This window comes from Shewanella sp. A22 (genome assembly GCF_053850585.1).
In genome coordinates this window covers 24839-47809 of sequence record NZ_JBSQBN010000003.1, presented here as the reverse complement: position 1 = coordinate 47809, position 22971 = coordinate 24839, and the positions used below count along the sequence as shown (strand labels likewise).

21 protein-coding genes are annotated in these 22971 nt (G+C 38.6%); 12 read left to right on the top strand and 9 right to left on the bottom strand.

Annotated features, from left to right (window positions below; genetic code table 11):
* Positions 1 to 67 precede the first annotated feature (67 nt).
* Positions 68 to 466 (bottom strand): hypothetical protein, encoded by a 399-nt coding sequence (locus tag ACWXWT_RS01310; protein WP_456039819.1) that lies wholly within the window; start codon positions 464 to 466, stop codon positions 68 to 70.
* 448 nt (positions 467 to 914) lie between these two features.
* Here ACWXWT_RS01310 and ACWXWT_RS01305 point away from each other — a divergent pair, with 448 nt between their 5' ends.
* The 4 genes from ACWXWT_RS01305 (at position 915) to ACWXWT_RS01290 (ending at position 5540) form a co-directional block, all read left to right on the top strand.
* Positions 915 to 1433: a TetR/AcrR family transcriptional regulator gene (locus ACWXWT_RS01305; RefSeq protein WP_456039818.1), complete on the top strand. Its 519-nt coding sequence runs from the start codon at positions 915 to 917 to the stop codon at positions 1431 to 1433.
* A 2-nt stretch (positions 1434 to 1435) separates the two neighbouring features.
* On the top strand, positions 1436 to 2485 hold the full coding sequence (locus ACWXWT_RS01300; RefSeq protein ID WP_456039817.1) for an alcohol dehydrogenase family protein: 1050 nt from the start codon (positions 1436 to 1438) through the stop codon (positions 2483 to 2485).
* 684 nt (positions 2486 to 3169) lie between these two features.
* Positions 3170 to 4660 (top strand): SulP family inorganic anion transporter, encoded by a 1491-nt coding sequence (locus ACWXWT_RS01295; RefSeq protein ID WP_456039816.1) that lies wholly within the window; start codon positions 3170 to 3172, stop codon positions 4658 to 4660.
* A gap of 28 nt (positions 4661 to 4688) precedes the next feature.
* Positions 4689 to 5540: a universal stress protein gene (locus tag ACWXWT_RS01290; RefSeq protein WP_456039815.1), complete on the top strand. Its 852-nt coding sequence runs from the start codon at positions 4689 to 4691 to the stop codon at positions 5538 to 5540.
* Between the two features lie 140 nt (positions 5541 to 5680).
* Here ACWXWT_RS01290 and ACWXWT_RS01285 read toward each other — a convergent pair whose 3' ends face one another.
* Complete coding sequence (locus ACWXWT_RS01285) at positions 5681 to 6595, bottom strand: LysR family transcriptional regulator (RefSeq protein WP_456039814.1); 915 nt, start codon at positions 6593 to 6595, stop codon at positions 5681 to 5683.
* 145 nt (positions 6596 to 6740) lie between these two features.
* Between ACWXWT_RS01285 and ACWXWT_RS01280 the strand changes: the two genes are divergently transcribed.
* Together ACWXWT_RS01280 and ACWXWT_RS01275 are read left to right on the top strand one after the other, a co-directional pair.
* A complete protein-coding gene (locus ACWXWT_RS01280) occupies positions 6741 to 7136 on the top strand; it encodes a DoxX family protein (RefSeq protein ID WP_456039813.1) in 396 nt (131 codons plus the stop codon).
* 172 nt (positions 7137 to 7308) lie between these two features.
* On the top strand, positions 7309 to 8112 hold the full coding sequence (locus ACWXWT_RS01275) for a DODA-type extradiol aromatic ring-opening family dioxygenase (protein WP_456039812.1): 804 nt from the start codon (positions 7309 to 7311) through the stop codon (positions 8110 to 8112).
* 241 nt (positions 8113 to 8353) lie between these two features.
* On the opposite strand, the gene ACWXWT_RS01270 is transcribed toward ACWXWT_RS01275, so the two are convergent.
* The gene (locus tag ACWXWT_RS01270) at positions 8354 to 10258 is read right to left on the bottom strand and encodes a methyl-accepting chemotaxis protein (RefSeq protein ID WP_456039811.1); all 1905 of its coding nucleotides are present in this window, start codon (positions 10256 to 10258) and stop codon (positions 8354 to 8356) included.
* A 525-nt stretch (positions 10259 to 10783) separates the two neighbouring features.
* Between ACWXWT_RS01270 and ACWXWT_RS01265 the strand changes: the two genes are divergently transcribed.
* Together ACWXWT_RS01265 and ACWXWT_RS01260 are read left to right on the top strand one after the other, a co-directional pair.
* Complete coding sequence (locus tag ACWXWT_RS01265; protein WP_456039810.1) at positions 10784 to 11245, top strand: cache domain-containing protein; 462 nt, start codon at positions 10784 to 10786, stop codon at positions 11243 to 11245.
* A gap of 211 nt (positions 11246 to 11456) precedes the next feature.
* On the top strand, positions 11457 to 13058 hold the full coding sequence (locus ACWXWT_RS01260; protein ID WP_456039809.1) for a methyl-accepting chemotaxis protein: 1602 nt from the start codon (positions 11457 to 11459) through the stop codon (positions 13056 to 13058).
* Positions 13059 to 13625: 567 nt separating this feature from the next.
* Here ACWXWT_RS01260 and ACWXWT_RS01255 read toward each other — a convergent pair.
* Both ACWXWT_RS01255 and ACWXWT_RS01250 read right to left on the bottom strand, forming a co-directional pair.
* Positions 13626 to 14639 (bottom strand): virulence RhuM family protein, encoded by a 1014-nt coding sequence (locus ACWXWT_RS01255; protein ID WP_456039808.1) that lies wholly within the window; start codon positions 14637 to 14639, stop codon positions 13626 to 13628.
* An 85-nt stretch (positions 14640 to 14724) separates the two neighbouring features.
* Positions 14725 to 15462, bottom strand: coding sequence for a hypothetical protein (locus tag ACWXWT_RS01250; protein ID WP_456039807.1), 738 nt, complete (start codon positions 15460 to 15462; stop codon positions 14725 to 14727).
* Positions 15463 to 15595: 133 nt separating this feature from the next.
* Here ACWXWT_RS01250 and ACWXWT_RS01245 point away from each other — a divergent pair, with 133 nt between their 5' ends.
* Positions 15596 to 16930 (top strand): hypothetical protein, encoded by a 1335-nt coding sequence (locus tag ACWXWT_RS01245; RefSeq protein WP_456039806.1) that lies wholly within the window; start codon positions 15596 to 15598, stop codon positions 16928 to 16930.
* Between the two features lie 127 nt (positions 16931 to 17057).
* Here ACWXWT_RS01245 and ACWXWT_RS01240 read toward each other — a convergent pair whose 3' ends face one another.
* From ACWXWT_RS01240 to ACWXWT_RS01225, 4 genes are read right to left on the bottom strand one after another with little or no spacing between them, the layout of a single operon-like run.
* The gene (locus ACWXWT_RS01240) at positions 17058 to 17483 is read right to left on the bottom strand and encodes a hypothetical protein (RefSeq protein WP_456039805.1); all 426 of its coding nucleotides are present in this window, start codon (positions 17481 to 17483) and stop codon (positions 17058 to 17060) included.
* 25 nt (positions 17484 to 17508) lie between these two features.
* Positions 17509 to 17649 (bottom strand): hypothetical protein, encoded by a 141-nt coding sequence (locus ACWXWT_RS01235; protein WP_456039804.1) that lies wholly within the window; start codon positions 17647 to 17649, stop codon positions 17509 to 17511.
* A 55-nt stretch (positions 17650 to 17704) separates the two neighbouring features.
* On the bottom strand, positions 17705 to 19189 hold the full coding sequence (locus ACWXWT_RS01230) for a hypothetical protein (RefSeq protein WP_456039803.1): 1485 nt from the start codon (positions 19187 to 19189) through the stop codon (positions 17705 to 17707).
* 31 nt (positions 19190 to 19220) lie between these two features.
* Positions 19221 to 20018: a hypothetical protein gene (locus tag ACWXWT_RS01225; RefSeq protein ID WP_456039802.1), complete on the bottom strand. Its 798-nt coding sequence runs from the start codon at positions 20016 to 20018 to the stop codon at positions 19221 to 19223.
* A gap of 406 nt (positions 20019 to 20424) precedes the next feature.
* On the opposite strand from ACWXWT_RS01225, the gene ACWXWT_RS01220 reads away from it, so the two are divergent.
* The 3 genes from ACWXWT_RS01220 (at position 20425) to ACWXWT_RS01210 (ending at position 22918) form a co-directional block, all read left to right on the top strand.
* Complete coding sequence (locus ACWXWT_RS01220) at positions 20425 to 20964, top strand: OST-HTH/LOTUS domain-containing protein (protein ID WP_456039801.1); 540 nt, start codon at positions 20425 to 20427, stop codon at positions 20962 to 20964.
* Positions 20965 to 21080: 116 nt separating this feature from the next.
* The gene (locus tag ACWXWT_RS01215) at positions 21081 to 21752 is read left to right on the top strand and encodes an amino acid adenylation (protein ID WP_456039800.1); all 672 of its coding nucleotides are present in this window, start codon (positions 21081 to 21083) and stop codon (positions 21750 to 21752) included.
* A 494-nt stretch (positions 21753 to 22246) separates the two neighbouring features.
* On the top strand, positions 22247 to 22918 hold the full coding sequence (locus ACWXWT_RS01210) for an inovirus Gp2 family protein (protein WP_456039799.1): 672 nt from the start codon (positions 22247 to 22249) through the stop codon (positions 22916 to 22918).
* The last annotated feature ends 53 nt before the right edge of the window (positions 22919 to 22971 follow it).

Here is a 22971-nt window from a genome sequence, read left to right as displayed (position 1 = left end):
TTAATGATTTTGGCGAAGCGCTTAAGGCAATATCGTTTTTGCGAATGATGTATTTAAATTAAAAAATTTAAGCTTGTAGAGGTGGGGCGCGGCAACCGTGTGCCGTGTATTCAAGAGATTTAGGGACAACAACAGATAAGGCACTTAACGCGTAACTAAGTGCAAGGAGATTACAAAATGTAGAATTGAGGTTGAATAAACGCCAAAATTGCTGGATAACCAATGGATTTAATATCAACAGGCCCAGTAAGCTAGCGCCCATAATTTCAGCTAATAAGGTGTCAATAACGGCAATAAATTCACTGATGTCGATGAAGTGTCCCATCGACATAGACAATGAATCTGCCAAAGGTTGCAGCAACAGTAACCCGAAACACAGGGTTAAATGTGTTTTACTTAATTTGGAAAGCCTTGCGACGCGATTAAGCGGCTTAACAAGGTATTGGCAAAGGGTTAGGTTCAACAAACGTTTCCGGTTGAGCTCAAAGGAGTGGGCAGTTGAATCAACAGATCCAGCTAGTAATTATCATTGGCAGGAGAATAACAATAAGGGGCTAGTAATTGGAAGTAAATCACGCTAGGAAGACCTGGGAATTATTAAATAAATCTTAATTAGAACAATACTTAAACGATTATTTTACACATTTAACTCTTTGGTCATGATTTGATAGTGCAAAATGCACAAATTTGTGACTGAGCGCACTTATTTCAAATAAGAAACCGTGATCGGGTTTGCTGCCCTCTGGCCAGTAAAAACCAGCAGATACTGTTACAACTGGAGCGTCATATTCGCTATTAAACATTATAGAGATGCGCTGATACTTTAAATCAATATGATAATGGCTGTAAATTTGACAAGGTAGAACAAGTGCTCTACCTTGTAAGTAGAATACTTGTTCTACTTAATGGTTGTTATGTTAAAACATCAAATTGCGGCGAGCCTTGAACAGGCTTTTAGCACCCACGGATTTGCTGAGCCGAGCGTGGCTCAATTGAAAGCGGCATGTAATGTCAGCTTACGTACACTCTATAAACATTACCCATCAAAAGAAGCTATGATCGTTGCGGCGCTAGAGTACAGACACCAAAGATATCTGGCTTTTTTGCTTAACGACAATCCCCGTAAAGGCATCGAATCCGTCATACATATTTTTCAAATGCTCGAGCTATGGATGACAGAAAGTGCCCCGCATGGGTGCCTCTCAATGAATGCCATTGCAGCCTTTCCCGACAACGCGCTTATTAGTAAAGCCGTAAAAGAGCACAAAGCCGAAGTTCGTCATATGTTAGGTCAACAAAGCAACAGAGAAGATCTTGCTACAGCCCTTTTTATATTGCACGAAGGGGTATCTAGCGCATGGCCAGTATTAGGTACAGAGGCGGTAATATCTGCTCAAAAAACCGTACTACAATTTTTTAAACAGGAACAATGAATATGATGATCCCCAAAACAATGAAAGGCGTTCTACTGACCGGCCATGGCGGCCCAGAAGTACTCCAATACCGAGATGATATTGCCGTGCCGCTACCCAGAGAAAATGAAGTGCTTATTCGGGTTCATGCCGCGGGGGTTAATAATACTGATATCAATACTCGAATTGCATGGTATTCAAAAAATGATGGCGGTGACACCGACGCAAGCTGGTCTGGTAATGCGCTGGTTTTTCCTCGTATTCAAGGTGCCGACGTCTGTGGTGTGATTGTTGCTGTGGGCGAGAATGTCAGTGCTGCACGGATTGGTGAACGTGTACTAATTGAACCTTGTATTCGTGAAGCTAATGGCGAGGCACTTGAATCTCCTTGGTATAATGGCTCTGAGTGTGACGGTGGATTTGCTCAATACACTGTTATAGCAGCCAAACATGCATATGCAGTGAACAGCGCTTTGTCTGATATAGAACTGGCTTCATTTCCGTGCTCTTACTCAACCGCCGAAAATATGCTTACTCGGGCTAACGTAACAGCCCAAGACCGAGTGTTGATCTCGGGTGCTTCTGGTGGTGTTGGTTCTGCTGCTATTCAACTTGCCAAAGCTCGCGGAGCGCGGGTAATCGCGATTACTAGCCCAAGTAAAAATCAGCAATTGTTGGATCTAGGGGCTGATCAAGTCATATCGCGAGATGCTGATTTTGTTGACACATTAGGTGAAAACAGTATTGATGTTGTCATCGATCTGGTTGCTGGCCCACAATGGCCGCAGTTTTTACAAGTATTAACACCAGGCGGAAGATATGCCGTGTCGGGTGCGATTGGCGGCGCCATAGTTGAGTTAGACATCAGAACTCTTTATCTAAAAGACTTAAGCTTTTTCGGCTGCACCGTGCTTGAACCTAACGTTTTTCAAAACTTAGTTCATTGTATTGAACAAGGGAAAATCAATCCCATTGTGGCGCAAACCTTTCCGCTAGAGGCGATCGTTCAGGCCCAAGACGTGTTCTTGAAAAAGAAACATGTTGGTAAAATTGTATTAACGATACCTGAGTAACCATTGTTGGTTATTTTTCACAATTAACGATTCCCCCGAAGGCCATGGCTATACGGGGGCTCAAAATGATGACGCTCAATGATTTGGTTTAGTGCCGTAACATCCATTTTCTTTATTATCTAACACCTCTTAAGTATTGTTGTTTATTTTGTGTGGTTGAATTACTACTGCTTATTGAAAAATGATTATTGAAAAGATGATGGTTAAGCGGACTGACGTTGAACGGATAAAAACGGCTTTGATAATGAACAATAAAACCGTTTCTATTAGCGATCTAAAAGAGTGACAATATTGCTTTTTGTTATCACCTACGCAATTCAACTCACTGTAGATTGAATTGTTTGGGGTTAGGCATTTTGACTTTTAACCCGTTCAGCGCTATTCTTCTGCGCTGTTTTAGGTTGTACTTGTATAATTTAAAACCAAACCTTACGCTTTTTAGCGTTTAACGAGGTTATTTTTTATAATGAACATTAAGCCGCATTAGTTAATCCTTCCTTCTTGGATCACTACGATCCATCTGTAGTGGCTACCTGCTTGGTGGTTGTTTTGCTTTACCCCATAATCTCAATAGCATCTCGTCGTTTGACGAATCAAAATCTTAGTAGGTGTACGCAGATGTATATGTCTAGCGTTGACGGATGTTGTTGGAATAAATGACTAATTTTAAACAGAGTGAATAACATGATACAAACCATGAAGAAAGAGTGGTTCTCCAACATACGCGGAGATCTGTTAGCCGGTATTGTGGTTGCACTGGCGCTAATCCCAGAGGCGATAGCCTTTTCTATTATTGCAGGGGTAGACCCTAAAGTCGGCCTATATGCTTCGTTTTGTATTGCGGTTGTGATTGCCTTTACTGGTGGCCGTCCAGGGATGATCTCTGCTGCAACAGGTGCTATGGCACTGTTAATGGTGACCTTGGTTAGAGAGCACGGGCTTGAATACTTACTCGCGGCAACCTTATTAACGGGTGTGCTGCAAATTGTTGCTGGTTACTTAAAGCTAGGTAATTTGATGCGTTTTGTTTCGCGCTCAGTGGTGACAGGCTTTGTAAATGCCTTGGCTATTTTAATCTTTATGGCTCAAGTGCCAGAATTAATTGATGTGACTTGGCATGTGTACGCCATGACCGCAGCAGGGCTTGGCATTATCTATTTATTCCCATTAATTCCTGTTATTGGTAAATCCTTGCCTTCGCCTTTAGTGTGTATTGTTGGGCTGACCATTTTTGCGGTGTTTATGGGTATCGATATCCGCACCGTAGGTGATATGGGCCAGCTGCCTGACACCTTGCCTATTTTCCTATGGCCTGAAGTGCCATTAACCCTTGAAACCTTAATGATCATCTTCCCTTATTCAGCGGGTCTTGCCGTAGTGGGTTTATTGGAATCGATGATGACAGCCACAATTGTTGATGACTTAACCGATACCCCAAGTGATAAGAACCGTGAGTGTAAAGGCCAAGGTATTGCCAATATTGGTGCGGGTTTAATGGGCGGTATGGCTGGTTGTGCCATGATTGGTCAATCTATTATCAATGTTAAATCTGGTGGTCGCGGACGTTTATCAACATTCTCGGCGGGTGTCTTTTTGCTTATCTTGATCGTATTTCTCGGTGAATGGTTAAAGCTTATTCCTATGGCGGCATTGGTTGCGGTAATGATCATGGTATCTATTGGTACCTTCTCTTGGGATTCAATCCGTAATCTTAAACATCACCCAATGTCGACTAACCTTGTGATGGTGGCCACGGTTGTGGTGGTTGTTGCTACCCATAACCTCGCGATTGGGGTATTTGTAGGGGTGTTATTGGCATCGTTATTCTTTGCCAATAAAGTCGGCCGATTCATGGTGGTTAAAAGTTCAGATATCACGGTAGAAACAGGCCGTCATTATCAAATTATTGGTCAAGTCTTTTTCGCTTCGGCGGATAAGTTCAGTAACTCATTTGATTTTAAAGAAGTGGTTGATAAGGTCACTATCGATTTGTCTCAGGCGCATTTTTGGGATATTACTGCGGTATCGTCACTCGATAAAGTGGTAATTAAGTTCCGTCGTGATGGTACAGAGGTTGACTTGATCGGTCTTAATGAGGCCAGTGCCACCATTGTTGACAAATTCGGTGTGCACGATAAGCCGGAAGAAGTTGAAAAAATGATGGCTGGTCACTAACCCTGAGCAACACAATAAAAGGAGAATAATGATGACAAATGTGATTGCCTGTATCGACGGTTCAAAAGCGACTTTGGCCGTATGTGATGCCAGTGGATGGGCTGCTATGCAATTAAGTGCCCCAGTGACCTTATTACATGTATTAGATAAATCAGTCTATCCAACCGAACTCAATTTATCGGGAAATATTGGTTTAGGCACGCGTGAGCACTTGCTTGATGAAATGGTTGAGCTGGATGGACGCAGGAGCAAATTGGCACTCGAGCAAGGCAAGTATATGCTTCAAGATGCTAAAATGCGTGTTGTTGACCAACAACCTGCTGCAACAGTTGATATATTACAGCGTCATGGTGATTTGGTTGAAACCTTGTTAGAGCAAGAAGCAAATGCAAGATTGGTTGTGATGGGGCGTCAAGGTGAGCAACATCAAGACCAAGCTATTGGTAGCCACTTAGAAAGTGTAATCCGCACGCTTAAGCAGCCGATATTGGTCGTTATGGCCGAGTTTACGACACCAAAGAGATTTGTTTTTGCTTATGATGGTAGTGCCACCGCAAAAAAAGCCCTTAGCCGCGTCGCAGTTAGCCCATTACTTAAAGGGTTGGATTGTCATCTGGTTATGGTGTCAGACAATCAATCTCAGGCTGAAGCCGAATTGGCATTAGCAGTCGAAACGCTAAACGAAGCTGACTTTAACGTGGTCAGTGCAGTCTGCCAAGGCGACGTTCAAAACGCTTTAGAGGCTTACCAATCGACACATAAAATTGATCTTATGGTCATGGGGGCTTACGGTCACTCACGTATTCGTGAATTTTTTGTCGGTAGCAATACCACCAAAATGATCAGCAAAAGCAAGATTCCATTGTTGTTATTGCGCTAATCAATATTTGATTTTTGCCACTGGACACTTGAGCTCGTTAATGCTCATTTATAAACATTATGCAGGGCCTTGCTCTGCATAATGTGATAAAGGATGTACAACATCATTAATTCTTAAAATCGTAGCAACCTTGTACCAATTTATAACGACGGAAGGGAGACTACTGGTTGGTGCTTTAACAGACTAATTTGGTCCCATAACTTATTTGCAACGGGCCCTAACACTTGGCCTTTTAACTTCATTACATAACTGTTAACTTCAATTTCCATTTTGCTATCGACAAGCTCAAACGGAATAAGTCTACCATTTTCAATATCTTGTTTTACCATGGAATAGGGTAAACGTCCCCAGCCAATTCCACTTAAGCACAAAGTTCGTTTACTATGAAAATCATTTACATACCACTTTCTTTGGCCTATTAGCACATCAAGTTCGACATTTTGGGTTAAGCTTCCTGAGTCTTGTACGATAATTTGATACTCATCTTTTAATTGGGATTGTTCAGTCAGAACGTTATGTCTTGATATCATCTTTGGTGCGGCAACATTAACAATACTTTGGGTGTTTATGTGTTGAGTCACTAATTTGAAATTCTTCAAAAAATTCGCTTCTGAGGCCGATATCGCTAATTGCGATCTTTTATTCACAACAGAATCAATACCGCCAGTGATAAATTCTTGCTTCAAAATAATTTGTGTTTGCGGAAATTCATTTTGAATATGTTCAAATATTGGTACTAACTTTTCTAAATCAAACATTGCGTCCACTGCAATGACAACCTTGGCTTCATAACCGGTTTTATAATGCTTTGCCATTTGACTTAGCTGATCACTCTGTTCAAGCAGCATAAGAGCTTTTTGATAAATGAGTTCCCCTTGTTGAGTGAGTTTCAATTTATGGCCTGAACGGTCTAATAAGGTGATCCCTAAAGCTGACTCTAGTTGTTGTAAACCCTTACTAATAGCGGGTTGAGTTTTAAACAGTCGTTGACTCGCGCCTTGCAATGAACCTTCTTGAATCACTGCTTTTAGCATCGTTAATTGCGCTAATGTCATGGGGTATCCTCGCTGCTGATAGACTCATATATTTGCTTGCTTGAATATAACCTAAAGTTAAGTACTACATGAAATACAATCAATTTTAATTAAGTATCCTTGCCCTATAATCTTTAAAACCAACCACTACCCATACAAGTGACTTATGAATAAATTTAAAAAATACGGACTCTGGAGCATCATTATATTATCAGCGTTAGCTTTTTTTGCTGGTGGAATCGGAAAATTAATGGGTGTTGAAATGATGCACCAATCATTTGCAACGCTTGGTTTGCCAGTATTCTTCGGTTACTTCATTGGAGTATGTGAGCTTGCTGGTGCTATTGGGCTCTTTATAAAGCGGTTTAGCGCAGTAGCTGCAATGGGGCTAGGGATTATCATGATTGGCGCTATTTATTATCACATTCAATATGATCTACAAGGTTTACCTGCAGCAGCCTTACTATTTGTTTTTTCTATTGTCATTTTCTTTACTCGCAAAAAAGACAGTATTTTACGAGCGAAGAAACAAGATCAAAACGCTCAAGTCTCTTCATCATAGATACAAGATTAACGCAAAGTCGTATTTCTGAGTCAATAAAGGGCCAAGTGCTAGCGCTTGGTTTTTGTCTAAGAATGCCTATTAGCGTGTTAAATCAAACTCTAATGTTTTGCAGCGGTGTCATGTATACGATGACATTATCACGATATTACTCGCTAGAAAGGTATTTTTGATGACTGAATTTAATAATATTGATGAAAACACGTTAATGCCGGTTTTATATTTACCCCATGGGGGTGGGCCTTTACCTATTTTGGGCGAACCTGGTCATAAAGATTTGATCAACTTTTTAAAAAGTGTGCCAGAAGTACTACCAAATCCAAAAGCCATTTTAATGATAAGTGCTCATTGGGAAAGCCATATTGTTGCCATCTCATCATCTTCCCATCCTAAGATGATTTACGATTATGGTGGATTTCCACCTGAATGTTATGAATATGAATACGCAGCGACAGGAAATGTTGCGTTAGCTCATTCTGTTGCTGAGTTATTAAGGTCGCACAATATAGAGTATGTTTTAGACGACACTCGTGGTTATGACCATGGTACATTTGTACCGTTAATGATGATGTATCCAAACGCAAATATTCCCGTAGTACAATTATCGTTATTGAACTCTTTAGATCCTGCAAAACATATTGAATTAGGACAAGCGATAGCTTTGCTACGTGAGCAAGGAGTGTTAATTATTGGCTCTGGAATGTCGTATCATGCCCACAATGGAACCTTTGAACATAGTGTTGAGTTTGATGATTGGTTAACAGAAACCCTAGTATCTTCTCCAGCTGAAGCCACAAAGACCAGACTCATCAATTGGCACTCAGCACCTTCAGCGAGAGATTGTCATCGTAGGGAGGAGCATTTATTGCCTTTGCATGTGTGTTTTGGTGCGGCGGCGGCTCACACTTATCATGTTCAAAAAGTGTATTCTGGGTTGTTGTTTGGTAAAAAAATATCCGGATTTTTATGGCGTTAAAAGTTTTTTGATGGTTATAGAGGAGGTGATAAACAGAGTTTACCTCGATTGATTCCTCGTCACTAACTCGTACGCGGGAAGCGACGTTTCAAGCATTTCTACATCACAAGCCTTGAATTTGAGTAAACTTGAGACACTCTGAATCGATAAGCATAGTCATAAGTAAATGAATTGAATATGACTCTATTATAAGTATTAGCGCCGTAAATATATTTCAGCGACGCTAATCTCGTGATGAACCCTATAATTTAAAACGTCCTAATAATCCTTTTAATGTAACTCCAAGGTCTGCGAGCTCTTCTGCTGAATGGGCTGTTTCTTCTGCTCCTTCTGCGGTTTGCTCTGCAATATCGCGTACTCTTACCACACTTTTGTTAATATCTTCTGCAACGGAATTTTGTTGTTCGGATGCGGCAGCTATTTGATGAGTCATGTCTTGAATACGGTTAACGGCTGTCGCAATATCAGCTAACATAAGTCCTGATTCTTGCGATAATGAAACAGCATCATCGCTTAAAGTACGGCTTTTAGCCATCATGTGTACCGACTCTAATGTCCCTTGTTGTAGATTTATAATTAGATCTTCAATTTCTTTTGTAGAGGATTGAGTCCGGCTAGCCAAACTTCTAACTTCATCTGCTACTACCGCAAACCCTCGGCCAGCTTCGCCAGCTCTTGCAGCTTCGATAGCTGCATTTAATGCCAATAGGTTAGTTTGATCTGCAATTGATTTTATGACATCTAGAACAGAGCCAATACTGTCACTCTCAGATTGTAATCGCTCCATAGCTTTTGCGGCCGAAGTAATTTCTTTCGCTAGTAGTTCTATTTGGCTTACAGCTTCTACAACTTTTTTATGGCCAGTTTCGGTGGTTACATCGGCTTCTTTTGCTGCTAAGGCTGCTGTTTCAGCGCTGATAGACACCTCTTGTACGGTCGCCACCATTTCATTAATGGCAACTGCTACTTGATCAGTTTCACTACGCTGATTTTGCATCCCAGAGCTATTTTGTTCAGTTACTGCAGACAGTTGTTCTGCAGAAGATGCCAGCTGTACTACGCTATCATCTATTTGGATTAACACTTCTTTTAGGGTGCTATTCATGTCACCTATTGCACGTAACAATTCACCCATCTCATCTTTGCGATCAGAGCTAATATTTTTACTCAAATCTCCTGTGGCAATTGTTTTTGCCGTCACAAGAATTAGCTTTAGTGGGTCGACAATCAGACTAGTTATAAACCAAGTAAGAAATTGTCCTACTAAAAACGCTATGATGACAATAACAATGACCTCTGTTTTTGCGTGACTGTTGGCTTGCTCGCGTTTAATGCTCAGATCGCTAATCATCGACTGAATGTTAGCCATTAGAGATTTTGCCGCTTGTGTCATAGATTTATCAGCACTATTTATATTTTGGTTTACAACAACTAATGCATCGAGATCGCGCTCATAAGTCTTTAATATCTGTATGGCTTCGGTATTATTTTCGTCTGTCAGTGTGATAGTTTTTTGCAATAAAATGGCAATTGCATTTTTGACGGTAGCCAAATTTCTATCATTGGCATCATAAACATAACCTCGCATATAGTAACGCAGCATAGTCATTTGCTGGCTGACGCTAAAGGCTTCGTGAAGTAATGCTGTATCATTTGTTTCCTGTGCTTTATTTGTCATTTGGTCGACTAGCTGAGTGTAAGCGGTTACTAACTTGTCACCGACCTCAGCTCCGGTGACTTTGAGAGCTTGTTTCTGCTGGAATACTTTTTCAAATTGTTCAATCGCATGATTGTAATTTTTAATCATAACCAATGATTGCTGTAATAGCTTTCTGCCTTTGATATCGCTTACATGAACTAGATGTTGCTGAAGATTATTTCGTACTTCCTCAATTAGTCTATGTAATTCATCTAATTTTGTTGTGTCGCCGTTACTTATGAATTCCATTCGGGTTGCTTTTGCTGCCAGTAACGTGTTGTCTATAGTGGCAATGGATTCTAATTTTTTTGTGTCATTACCTATCGAGATAAGACTCCAATATCCTATCGCTGCAACAATCAATACCAATAATAGGAGTGTACCAAAACCCAATCTTAGCTTATTGGCTACTGATATATTGTTAAGCAGGCGTCGTAAGCCTTTCATTTAGTTATACCTCATATCTAATGTGCAACTCAGTTGCAAATGCATTTATAATGGTAACGTTTTTGAGTTTTCATTTTTTGAAGTAGTTAACTAAATTTGAAAATATCTTACATGGATAACATTTTTTTAGTGGTTAATTATACGCAGTACACATAATTGAGTGATGACGCCAAAGAAGAGTAATGGTCAAAAGTGTAATTCCCCTTTTTATAGGGCTGTGGCTTGCCTCTAAAGCTATCACCACGAGTTGATTCAGTGAGTACAAACGATTTACCTAATGAGTCAGCTAACTATCCCCGCAAACGTTTTTGGTAAAGATCACATGAATAGCCTCTTCGTTAAGTGATTTTACTCACTAAATTTCGTATCCCTCACACCATTATTGATTGCCGTTTGACTTACAACGGTTAGGTTCTAGACTTGTATTCATTAGGTTGCTTTTGTGTGAAATATTTGCTGATAACTTAATAAAGCCAAGGTTTATATTTGTAAGCTATCGATTAATTATTCAATAGAGGTGATGTTGTGAACTTAACTACTAAAAAGATTATATTTATTTTTATTACTTTTTTCCTATCTGTTCAAGGAGCGTTTGCTACTCAAGAGGATGAAGCATGGAAACTTGTTGATAAAGCTATCGCTCATATTGAAGCTAATGGTGTGGAAAAGGCTAAAAGCGACTTTATGGATCGAAATGGCGCATACCAAACCGATGAACTATTTGTATTTGTGATTAGTTTCGATGGTGTGATGCTTACGCACGCAAGAACAGGGGCGTTAAATGGACGCAACGTAATGAATTTAAAAGATCCAAAAGGCAACTTTTTTGTTAAAGACATGATCGATGCGGCTAAAGCAAACCCTGAAAAGGCTGAAACTGAATATATGTGGACTCATTCAGAAACAAAAAAGCTATCTAGAAAGCTAGCGCACATCAAAAAGGTCCCTTCCATGGATGTGCTTGTGGCTGTTGGTGTTTATCAATAAATAAACAAGCACTTGTATTGAATGAAATAAGCTAGGCTTAATAGCTTTCAATTATGTTGACGCTTATCACTTAAGCTTCCAAGGGTGCTTATCGGTTTACGGTTGAGATTGTTTGAACCTTTGATGAATAAACAACAAAAATGATAAAAGGGTTACATTTCCAATATTACTGGTAATGAGAACTCTTTTATCATAGCCATAGGTGTGCGTTATGAAAGTAAAATATAAGTTACTGTTCAGTCCGTTAATTGTTCTGTTATTTCTCGTCATTATGACCATAAGCGCTTATTTGATTTTGAATAATCAGAAAGAAGAGTCTTTTCCCAATCTTCGTTCAGATTCGCAAAAACACAGCGAAATATCTCTTATCGTTAACCAGCTTTTAGTTATCCATGGTGAAATTTATCGAAGCTTCAACTTTCTGATGTTAGGTAGTGATGCAGGGATAGTTTATCCAAAATTAAAAGCACTTCCTGAAAAGGTAATCAAATTAAAAGAAAAATTTGAACTTCTTGTTAAAGGTGATGGTTTACAGTATCAATCCATTTATGGGCTTTTCGACAAATATCATGCTGAAATATCAGAAGCGATCACATGGGCTGAAATTGAAGCGGCAGGGGCATCGATGATGGCTGAAAATGCTGGGACAACTTTTGAAGCGCTATATGCTGAAACTTCATCTGTTTTGGACAAAACTAAAGCCTCTACTGAAATGAATCTTAGTAATGAAATCGTCAAGGCTGACAGAGCGATCCAGCTTTATGTCACTCTATTTTTTATTGCGTTAGTCACGTCTTTAGCATTTACATTCTTTATAACGCGCAAGATAACTACCCAAATTTTATTGTTAACCAATGGTATTCAGACCGTGTCGAACGGTAATCTTAACATTACTCTCGAGAGCAACAGCCAAGATGAAATTGGTGAGACACTTTTGCTTTTTAATCAATTTGCAGAAGAGCTCAGGCAGGTTATTGGGACAATCGGTAAGTCAGTCAATAATACCCGTTTGTCTTCTAGCCACCTAGAAGACATCACAATTGAAAGTAATAATGCCTTGGTCAAAGAAAACGAGTATATCAATGAAATGGCTGACTCGATTCAAGGTATGGTTGAGATGATTGAACGGATATCTCAAGCCGCACAATCAACAACTGTGTTTGCCGATGAAGCGACTCAGCATACAGAGGAAGGAAACCGAAAAGTTGATGAAACCATTATATTTATCGAAAAACTATCCAGTGAGCTAAAAGACATATCCGTTGTCGCAGAAAATTTAAAATCTGAATCAAAAAGTATTGTTGATGTAGTTGCCGTTATTCGTGACATTGCAGAACAGACTAATTTACTTGCATTAAATGCGTCAATTGAAGCGGCTAGGGCAGGAGATCAGGGACGTGGTTTTGCCGTCGTTGCTGATGAGGTACGTAATTTAGCGAGTAGAACTCAGGAAGCGACACAACGTGTTCAAGATATGAACAGCCAAATACTCTCATTAGCCTCTGAAATGTTTAATGGTATTGCATCCATTAATGATATATCGGAAGAAACTAATCACAAAAGCTCCGAAGCTCAGACTATTTTGAGAAAAATTAATGACACAACCAAACAGATACATAATATGAACTCTGAGTATGCCTCCATGACCGAAGAGTACAGTACAAATACATTGCAAATTAGAGACAACATAGAAAAAATTCGTGAGCTAGGGGAAACATCTAAAGGTAAAGTTGCACAAACGAATACAGCAAGCAAACAGCTGTCAGATCAAGCAAAAGAGTTAGAAGAGCGAATTCAGCACTTCCGTTTATAGTCGTATCGACTGCAGCAACTTCAGCTACAGTCATATTGCTTGTTGTAAGGTTTGAGGTCCACTAACTTGTTACCGTGCCTAAATAACTACTTCAAATACAGTAACGCATCATTGGCAGTTGTTGGTTTGTTTTGAGTAATTTTCTGAAGATAACCCTAATATCCCCAGCATTGACTTGAATTAAAGGCATTTCTCCTATGGCGGCACTTTATAAGTGCAGCATCTAATAAGGAGTGGCATTGTGTCTTACTACGAAGTAGAGGCCGCCATATAGTGGCAGCCTTATTGGAGACAGTTTGTATTTGTTGTGATTATTGCCATCACTTTGCTTGCCCACCACAAATATGACAACAACTGCGATCAAACAAAAAAGCCTCAATATTTGAGGCTTATAGAGTTTTTAATGTTCTAGCGTGACCGCAAAAACATTATTCAACGTTTTGGATCTGAATATTTTTATATTTAACTTAGTTTTTATTTATCAAGTGCTTGCAAATTTATTTGGCCGGAATGTAGAGTGGTACTCACCAATTAACTCACCACTGTTATTTAAAGCGCTTTGGTGAACTATTTTTTCTGAGTTAATTGCTTTTCTTTATTAACTAACTCATCAAAATCGCTGACTTCATTTTTCAGCTCAACCCTGCGTATTTCGACAAATTTCTCGTATTCACTTTCAGCCAGTTGTTGGGCTACTTTATGTGAGATTTTTCCTGCATTGGTTAATACATTTTGATCGTTAAACTCTAAAAATGCATCCAGCTTAGTCGCCCACTGGGCCATTGTCATAGGAACTTTTTTCTTAGCTTGTAAGTCAGCAAAGTCTAAGTACATAGTGACAATTTGGTTTAACTCACTCAACTCTTCTTGCGTTAAATAGTTTTTAGCTACCGATACATCTTTTTTAGTAACTCGTTCACCGCCCCAAGACTTGAGGCCCATATTTGGTAGCTCGCTATTAGCACGTTCTTTAACTAGCTCAGCAGCCGTATGTCCATGTATTGCCCAATGAAGCTTATTTTGAACAGTGGCGAAGAAGCTTTGACTTTCAGGAGCATTTTTATTGTAGTCACTTGCAGTAGCGTAAATGTCAGTGATTTTTTGATAAAATCTGCGCTCTGAAGCACGTATATCGCGAATGCGTTCAAGTAATTCATCAAAGTAGTCTGAACTCAGATCTTTATCAGGGTTTTTAAGGCGTTCGTCATCCATAGCGAACCCTTTAATTAAAAACTCTTTTAGTACTTGATTAGCCCACTGCCTAAACTGTGTACCTCGTGACGAACGAACTCTGTAACCAACAGAAAGTACCGCCTCTAAATTGTAATGATCTAGCAGCCTTTCTACTTCCCTTGCGCCTTCTAGGGCAACTGTCCGGAATTTCCGGATAGTTGAAGTGGGGTCTAACTCACCTTCATCGTAAATATTATTGATATGTTCACTGATTGTTTTATTTGAACGCTCAAATAGATCTGCAATTTGTTTCTGCGTTAACCAAAGCGAGTCCTCTTGCATACGAATTTGTAGGCGAGTTTTACCGTCATTAGACGTAAACATTGCAAGAGGTGGATGCTGGGCCATTTAACTTCCTTTCATCAACAAATAAAGTGAGAATTTCATTTTCAAAGATTTTACAGAAAAAAGCAGCATCATCCTAATTTAAATACTAAGCAACTTTAGTCGCTTTATTTCTAGCATCTTCAAAGGATGCAATCATACTTTGAGCTAGTTCTTTAGCTTGCTTTAATTCTTCATCAGATAAAGGGTCAATACCATTGGATTCGTATCGTTCAAGAGTGATGAGTTGCTGTGAGAACATCTCTGTCATCGTCACCAGTTTTTGTTGTGCAATTTCTAATTCTTGCTGCAATTTATGATTTTCTTTTTTTAGCTTTAGTAGTCTAGTATTGTTAAGCAAACCAGAAACCATTGTTTTATCTTTCATTGCCGCTTTGCTTTTCGCAACTATATCTCTGTCTAGTTTTTTATTGGCTAGCAGCTCTTTATGTTCGTTATTCAGAATAGAAGACACTACATCACTGACTGATGATAACCCAGCTTCTTCAGCTAACACCCTCATCTTGTTTTTGTCTGAGTCAGTTAACTTAACATTAGTGTAATTTCCGGAACTCCTATTAAGAGATTCTTTATGATGCCTACGCCATGCTTCTTTAGTTCTTCTTATAATGCCTCGGGTATCAAATTGAGTTTCCTGTATAAGCTTGCAAAACAAATTATGAACAGAGTTTTGTTTGCTATCACTCCAATTTGGTGGAATGTTTTGAGCAACCTCTAAAGGCCACCTTGCTCGGATATACTCAATAGCATAGTCGTACTTCTCTTCATTTTTATCACTTAACCAAGCCTCATCCCACTTGGATAGTTTGTTACTGTTTCCAACCATATTCCACCACCAGTAATCTGCGTACAAATACGCAAATCAATACGCAACATAGATAAACTATAGTTTATTTGTGTTTTAAGCACCAGTACTTCATTATGTAGCTAGGACATCGAATATTAACTATAGAAAAGTAATGATGAAAAAAAGCACTTTAGGAGCGAAGCCTCTGCTCTTTTTAAGGAAATTATTAGCGCATTATCCGGGGCTTACTTTCTCTGTTCCTCACAAAGCAATTGCTGATAACTTTGCTATGCCACCATCTACGGTTAGCAAATACTTAAAGTTATTAGTTGAGTCTGGTTTAGTTATTCAAAAAAAAGTTGAAGATATCTTTAAGGATAAGGGTGTAGCAAAATATCGATATCAAATATCTGAAGCTGGCGTTAAATTAGTAAATTCACTCGCACCTACCAACTCAGCCCATCAAGAATTAATAGCTCAAATTCAAAGTGACGACTTTAAAACAAATTTAAAAAAGCTATACGAAAACCATACATTGCCAGAAGAAGATAAGCGATATGCGGTTAATACCGATGACTGTGTACATCTGTTAGGTGTATTGCTGAATCAAGCTAACCAATATGGAGTGGTATTAGGGTTAACTAGAAGCAACTTATCAAATATCGTTGGGTTTAAAGTTGCTAAAATACAACGTCTAACGAAGATTTTGCGATCTTTGGGTTTAATAACCCAAGTTACTCCTGGGCTTTCTGGTTTTTTTGGAATCCAACCTAGCATTTATCAAATAGCTTTAACTCATCCCCTATATGAAGCTAAAAGTGCTACCCAATTGCTACCTAACATAAGCATCAACTTTCAATACGGTGAAAAACTAAAACTTCCCGCTGCTGATTTAATAGAACAAATAGTTTATATCGACACACTGAAAGAAGCTGTTGGCCCAAAAGCTATTGATGAAAAATATCAACAAAGATTAGACACGCTGGATAAACTGAAAGAACATTTAACCGCATCTAGAAACAAAATGATCACTTATTGCAATAGCTTAATGACAGCCTTTGCCGTGCAAGTACTTAGTGAAATCGAAGAGTTTAATAAACTTGAAGCTGTTTTGAATAATAGTGAGGCGGATGATGCAAACGAGATAAAAGCTAATGTGCTTAGCCAATTTAAAACATTTTTGGAATTAACTATCTTATCAAGCACAAAAAAAACAAGTGATATTGATGCTGTTGTCAGAGTACTTATGCCATTTTTTTTAGAGAATTTATTGCATATTGGCTTATTATTGAGTGAGCTAGAAAAGCTTAATGACAGAAAAACAATTTCGATTAGTAGCACTATCGTCGCCTTACGTGAGCCACAACTAAATATATTGGTAACTTTTGAATCACAAGATTCAATAAAAGGCTTAGAGTGCATAAACTACAATGGGAAGCTTTATCGCCAATGGCAAAATCAACAGTTGAAAGTAAGCTTAAAGCCCGATCTTAAAGGACTAATATAAATCACCAAATAGACACTAAAAATTATTTTTATAGAATAATATGCATTTAAAAATGATTGGTTACTAATGTTAAAATTAAAGAAAACAGGGAGATGTCTGAGCTATTTCTCCCCAAATTGTAGGCTTCTTACATTTCAGACCACCATACCTGATCTTTGTTATCGTAAATATCATACTCAGTCAGTTCGTAGGATGTATCGCCATTAGAAGTTTTAACAACAATGATTGCCCAAGGCTCTAGTTCATCATAATTAGAAACCAACTTTTGCTGGCAGGAAACAAACAGCTCACGATTCATCCCACGCTTAGTTTCTATATTAGGGGCGATATCATCGTCGTACTCAATTTTAAGTTTTAGTTTAGCTTTAGTGCCCATCTCCAGAAATTTATCTTCGAGCAGCCCTTCATTCTCATCAAATGCATCTTCACACATATCAGCTAGTTCATTACGCAAAGCTGCTTCTTTTGATGTATTACCTGTTGCCATTGCCCATAAGGCAGCTATTACACATAGGCCTAGCCAGCCGACTATAATTTTCTTTATCAAAGTCATGTTACGTTCCTTATTTAAAACTGAGTTATTTTTTGTTTTTGCTACCACTAAATAAAATAATGGCAATTACAAATAGCCATACAGGTAAACTTTTAATACCGAACAATGCAGAGATACCAAGCCCAATCGCAAGTGCGGCTACCAAGAAGCCTGCTATTAATTTCATCGATAATCCTTTTGATATAAGGGGCAATAGCCCCCAAGAAGTAAAAGTGTGGTTTTTATTCAGTACAATCAACCAAACTAGATTCGCCACCAGACCATGTGCCGCAAAGCTTGCTGTGTGTACCATCTGGACGATAAGTTGTCACAGTGTACTCATCAACAGAGTTGTGCATGTGAACGACCTGGTCTTCTTCCCAAAAGTTTTCTGAGGCATAACGATTATCTCGACGCTCCCATGTATCAGCATTGTAACCGTAATTATCTTCGAAACTTAAAGAGAGATGAGACATAGCATCGCTTAATACACCACCATTCAAGTCATTTGCATTAGCGCCAATCATATCGGTGAGTTTGAATTCATTGTCCTTAAGGTACTGATGTTGTGACTGAGTTTTCACGGTTGAACCATCACTGTAGAAGGTTTTAGTAATAAAAAGTTGAGAAGAGTTATTTGTTAAGCGGTCTAGGTTGTAACATTCGTTCCAACTTAAATCAGTCGCGCCAGCAACATTTGCAAGTCCATAGCCAGAATCGCCATTAAACTCAGTGAAATATTCCGTTATCGTGCACTGACCACTGTTAAAACTAATGGCTACTTCTGTTTCAAATCCAGTTGATTTAGATGTACGTTGCTGGTTTCGGTATATTAAAGCCCCGATGCTTTGTAAGCCACCACTCATAGCATTAACAGCTTCATCCCAGTTACCAGGGCTCTGCTGAATAAACTCACGGCGACTCCAAGCTTTAGATGATAAACCGCCGCCATTTTCCGTATCAAAATAGTATTCTACGAAAACGTAGTCGGCATTGGGATTGGCATTTTCCAGTGTAACAGTGTCAGCATAAGACTTAGCAAGTCCTGGTACTAAAGAGCGTGCTAGACCATGTAAGTCAGAGTTGCCGTTAGCAACATAATCACTGTAAAGCGAATCTACAGTTATGTTGTAACGCTGTGCTACTCGTATCCCTTGAGCAATGAGACGCTGTTCAATATCTTGACGTAATTGTTGATTATCAAGGATTGATTCACATGACAGTTCAGCACCACCAGCATAAAGCTCCTGCTCAACCGAATTCCAAATTACGGTTGTAAGTGGCGTTACGTTAAGTAAGTCTTCATCCGTTTGCAAAGCAAAACTTGGCGGAATGACGAGGTCATATGCCTCGGCTATTGGATTGTCAGGGTCATCTAAATCGATAGCGCCAACAGGAACATGCGTAATTAATGGAACGTATTGACCGCAATCCTCATGCACTGCTGGAATTTCTATAATCCAACTAGGATTATCTTCAGTAGGCTCTACGGTCACAGCTGATGGCTCACCATCATCATGGGCACCATTAAAGTTTAAATCCATAAATATTGTTGCACCAACAATATAACCATCGATGGCCATGCCTTTGATTTTGGTAAGTTCGACTATTGGAGGAGTTGTTGAGGTTGGTGATTTATCTGTAGTTGAGGTTTCGGAGCCGCCACCGCAGGCAGTAAGGGTGGCACTAATTACCACAGCTAAAGTTGTTTTTACTATATTTTTCATACGGATTCCTTTTAGTTGTATGAGTGTGATGTTATTTGTTGTTTTGATTGTTCAAAAGATTAATAAATCGAATGGGCTCATGATGAGCCTGGTTAGCAGAATTGCTTGCTAAGTTTGATTTTGAGATGTGTTGGTCTTGATAATTCTTGAGGTTAAAGTCATCAGGGTATTTAAAGTTAAAGGTAGATAAGTTGGCATCTTGAATTTTTTCTATTTCAATGTGCTGGTAATCATACTCAAGGCATCGAAAGACAATAAAAAGTGTATTGCTATGAATCCACAAACTTAATGGTTCAATACTTAGTTCACTCTCATCAAGTACAATATTCACTATTTGTTGTTGAATGATGCCGTATGTCAGTTGTTCAAAGACCGCATTAAACTTTGTGCTGTAATTTTTAATGAGTGACTGTGATTGAACATCTGAATAGGGTTGGTGATTGTCGTTTTGGGTAGAGGCAGATTGAGTTTTTACTTGATGTATCTCGGTAAAAATTGAGTTGATAATTGATTTATATTCAAGAGGAAAAATTTGAGTTAACCAGCCTTCAGCAAGCTGAAGAAGCATACTTTCTCGTGGCCCAAATGTTTTAATTGGTAGAGATGCACGATGATAACCATAAGGTCGGTCTCGCGTGTCTTTATAAACATTAAGGTGACGCACCAATACGTCAAGGTTTCTTTGTACTGTTCGAATATCACGCACCACAGCAACATCAGCTAATTGCTGCTGCAGCTCAATTGCCGTTACTCTACTTAAACGAGGGATACGATTATACAGCTCAAATAGTAGCGATACGTGGTCATTCAGGTTTGGTTTTGTTGCCATAACTGACTGCCTTTTATGACAAAGCACAGCTTCTGGCTAAGATCAAAAGATCAGCCGATTATGCTATGAATGAAAGTTAAATAAAGTGGATGTTATTGATTGATGCGGCATTACTTGCCGGATGGATTTTAAAAGTGGTTTTTACAAGAACGACAAAAAGGCCTAGGTTAAACTTAGGCTATTATGCTGGTGGCAAATTGTGGTGAATTTATATACTCCTTATCTAATTAGGTTACTATAGCAGGGGAGTAATATAGGTTTGAAAATTATTGGGATCAGATTATTCAAAGTCAGTCTCCGCAGAACCTTCGACTTCATTGTCAGTAACAAATCAAACTGGAAGTAATAAAAGGGGGAAAAATATTGATCAATGCAGTTTATGATTTAAAGGAACGATTGTATAAGGTTGAATACCGCGATTGATTTATTTAAGTATAAAGTAGATGAGCAGGCGGAAAAGATTAGGCTAGAGATTAACAATGTGCAATCAATTGCTAAAGCTTTACATAAAGGCCGTGAGGAATTAGGTTCTTACTTACAATCTGAGCAAGCCAGAAAAGAGCTTGAGCTATCGTTTATAAGGCAAAGTCGTTTAGTACTGATGCTTGGTGATATTGCTACCCAGATGAGCCGAGAAGATGGATGGGCTCTAATAAGCACCGCAGGAAATATCGTTAAACAACATGCCCCAGAAGAGCTGGTGGGTATGAAAGAAAAGTACGGTTATAACTCACTAATGAAACTAATCCAGGCAAGTAACTTATTTGACCTTTATGAAGAGGTTACTCCTAAAGGAGGGCGTAGAATTTTATATAGGTTAAAAACTGGTTGGGAGATTTCATCGATTAAAAGCCGTTTTGTAAGTAGTCATTTTGATGTATTACGGCGAAAAGACAGCTTCAGACTGCTAATTATACTAGAGGCCTTGATATATCTGGCTTCGTAAGGGCTCATTATATCAATAAAGGACCTTTCACACCTACGGGCATTTAATTGTACTTAATCACCATTTTTACTTTAGAATATTAGCCATAAGCAAACAAGCATCTTAACCCCAATATCATGCAGTTATTCTATTCAACAAGCAAAACTCTGGATAAGTGGTTAAAAGCCGAACTGCCTACCTTAGAGGGAACTCAGAAGGGTCGAAATACCATAGTATCTGATGCAAATACATTTAGTTGGCAACTGCATCTTATTGATAATAGCTACAGGTCATCTCACAAGACCGTTATAGCAACAGAAGCACATAGTCGCTTTACCTGCTTTCTTCCTGTATACGCACCACTGAGCCTAGCTGAATTGCATCAACAGTTATCAATGCAATGGCAACAGTTATTAGTCGAAATGATAAGAGCTAATCAACTCCTACCCAATAGTGATGCTGTTATATTACTAAGTAAGTTAGATGAGCTGAAATTTGATATTAGCTGGGCTAAGAATACTGATTTAAGCATCAATGGTCATATTACCGATGCCGCCTTATGGGTAACGCAAACACTAGCAGAGCAAAGGTTAGATGCTATGCCATTAGAGCTAGCAGATGATTTAGCTATATACCTTAATGGGCAAGTTAAACGTATCAAAAAACGTAAAGAAAAATTTATCCCTTTAGATAGGCTCTTTGAGTATTGCCAAAACATGACGCAACATGATGGCGGTATAACGCCTGAGATTAAGTCAAACGATGCTTTACCTGCAAATGTTCTAAAGTTTAGTGATTATAAAAAATAACTCAGGAATATTATTTCCTATCCATAGTTTATTGAATTTAGCTTTATTATTTAATTAGTATTTACAGGGTAGACTTCAAGAGTCTACCTAATGGTTTATTGTTAATATTTAAAAAAGAAATAATGATGGTTTCATTGCATGAAACGCTATTAAAGACTTTTCACCCCCAAACCCCCATTAAGACATCATGAGCAGTTTTCATATAATAGGTATAAACATGTAAAAAAATTAGGAGGGTCAATACCTCCTAACCAGCAAGGTTGATACTTCTTTTGCTATTAATGATTTAGCACACAAGTAAATCGAACTTTGTATTTGTTATCAGAGTAATCTGCAATCAGTAAAACCATTTAAACACGGCAATTCAATTTTCTTTACAATAGTTATGACCTGAACTCAAAAACAGCTAACTGTCTGATTGTTAATATATAACACTTCTCTTAAATATTACTCAAAGGTTACTTCTAGTGATAATTAATCAATAGGAGTCAATCATGACTAAATACTCAAACAATCGAAATCTAACTATTCACGATGAACCTAAGTTTAATAACTGGGATGTACTAGCCTATTACCAGTTAAGCCAAGAGTATCTTGGTAAAATACAAAACGTATTAAATAACTCATTACAACAATACCCTAGAACCTTTGTGGTCCGAGTCGATTTGCACTTACCTAAAGTTATGTCCTGTCCTGATAACCCTTCAGGTTTTAGCACTGAAGCTATTACTCGATTTATTGAATCGTTAAAATCTCAACTTAAAGCACATCAAGAACGAAGCAGGCGTGAGCACAAGCGAGTTCATCCTAATACTCTGCGTTTCATATGGGCTAAAGAGCAATGCGAATCAGTGATGCCTCATTACCATTTAGCGCTATTGTTAAATAATGATGCTTACTACACATTAGGTGACTACAAAACTGTTCAAGACAACCTAGCCGGTAGGATATATACAGCATGGGCAAGGGCCTTAAATATTGAACCAGCAAAGGCAATGGGCCTGGTGCATTTTCCTGAACGTAACCCTACATATCATTTGAATGCTAATTCATGTGATTTTGCAGATAGTTTCAACAGTATTTTCATTCGTGTCAGCTATTTAGCTAAGTTTCATACGAAGCATTTTGGTGATAGAACAAAAAATTTTTCATGTAGTTGGCGATGACTAATTAAGAGAGGGATAACCCCTCTCTTATGCTGACTTGATATTTAGTTGAT

Excerpts from the sequence above, each read along its gene's own strand:
- ACWXWT_RS01305 (WP_456039818.1), top strand. The coding sequence starts at position 915 with ATGTTAAAACATCAAATTGCGGCGAGCCTTGAACAGGCTTTTAGCACC.
- ACWXWT_RS01300 (WP_456039817.1), top strand. The coding sequence starts at position 1,436 with ATGATGATCCCCAAAACAATGAAAGGCGTTCTACTGACCGGCCATGGC.
- ACWXWT_RS01295 (WP_456039816.1), top strand. The coding sequence starts at position 3,170 with ATGATACAAACCATGAAGAAAGAGTGGTTCTCCAACATACGCGGAGAT.
- ACWXWT_RS01290 (WP_456039815.1), top strand. The coding sequence starts at position 4,689 with ATGATGACAAATGTGATTGCCTGTATCGACGGTTCAAAAGCGACTTTG.
- ACWXWT_RS01285 (WP_456039814.1), bottom strand. The coding sequence starts at position 6,595 with ATGACATTAGCGCAATTAACGATGCTAAAAGCAGTGATTCAAGAAGGT.
- ACWXWT_RS01280 (WP_456039813.1), top strand. The coding sequence starts at position 6,741 with ATGAATAAATTTAAAAAATACGGACTCTGGAGCATCATTATATTATCA.
- ACWXWT_RS01275 (WP_456039812.1), top strand. The coding sequence starts at position 7,309 with ATGACTGAATTTAATAATATTGATGAAAACACGTTAATGCCGGTTTTA.
- ACWXWT_RS01270 (WP_456039811.1), bottom strand. The coding sequence starts at position 10,258 with ATGAAAGGCTTACGACGCCTGCTTAACAATATATCAGTAGCCAATAAG.
- ACWXWT_RS01260 (WP_456039809.1), top strand. The coding sequence starts at position 11,457 with ATGAAAGTAAAATATAAGTTACTGTTCAGTCCGTTAATTGTTCTGTTA.
- ACWXWT_RS01255 (WP_456039808.1), bottom strand. The coding sequence starts at position 14,639 with ATGGCCCAGCATCCACCTCTTGCAATGTTTACGTCTAATGACGGTAAA.
- ACWXWT_RS01250 (WP_456039807.1), bottom strand. The coding sequence starts at position 15,462 with ATGGTTGGAAACAGTAACAAACTATCCAAGTGGGATGAGGCTTGGTTA.
- ACWXWT_RS01245 (WP_456039806.1), top strand. The coding sequence starts at position 15,596 with ATGATGAAAAAAAGCACTTTAGGAGCGAAGCCTCTGCTCTTTTTAAGG.
- ACWXWT_RS01240 (WP_456039805.1), bottom strand. The coding sequence starts at position 17,483 with ATGACTTTGATAAAGAAAATTATAGTCGGCTGGCTAGGCCTATGTGTA.
- ACWXWT_RS01235 (WP_456039804.1), bottom strand. The coding sequence starts at position 17,649 with ATGAAATTAATAGCAGGCTTCTTGGTAGCCGCACTTGCGATTGGGCTT.
- ACWXWT_RS01230 (WP_456039803.1), bottom strand. The coding sequence starts at position 19,189 with ATGAAAAATATAGTAAAAACAACTTTAGCTGTGGTAATTAGTGCCACC.
- ACWXWT_RS01225 (WP_456039802.1), bottom strand. The coding sequence starts at position 20,018 with ATGGCAACAAAACCAAACCTGAATGACCACGTATCGCTACTATTTGAG.
- ACWXWT_RS01215 (WP_456039800.1), top strand. The coding sequence starts at position 21,081 with ATGCAGTTATTCTATTCAACAAGCAAAACTCTGGATAAGTGGTTAAAA.
- ACWXWT_RS01210 (WP_456039799.1), top strand. The coding sequence starts at position 22,247 with ATGACTAAATACTCAAACAATCGAAATCTAACTATTCACGATGAACCT.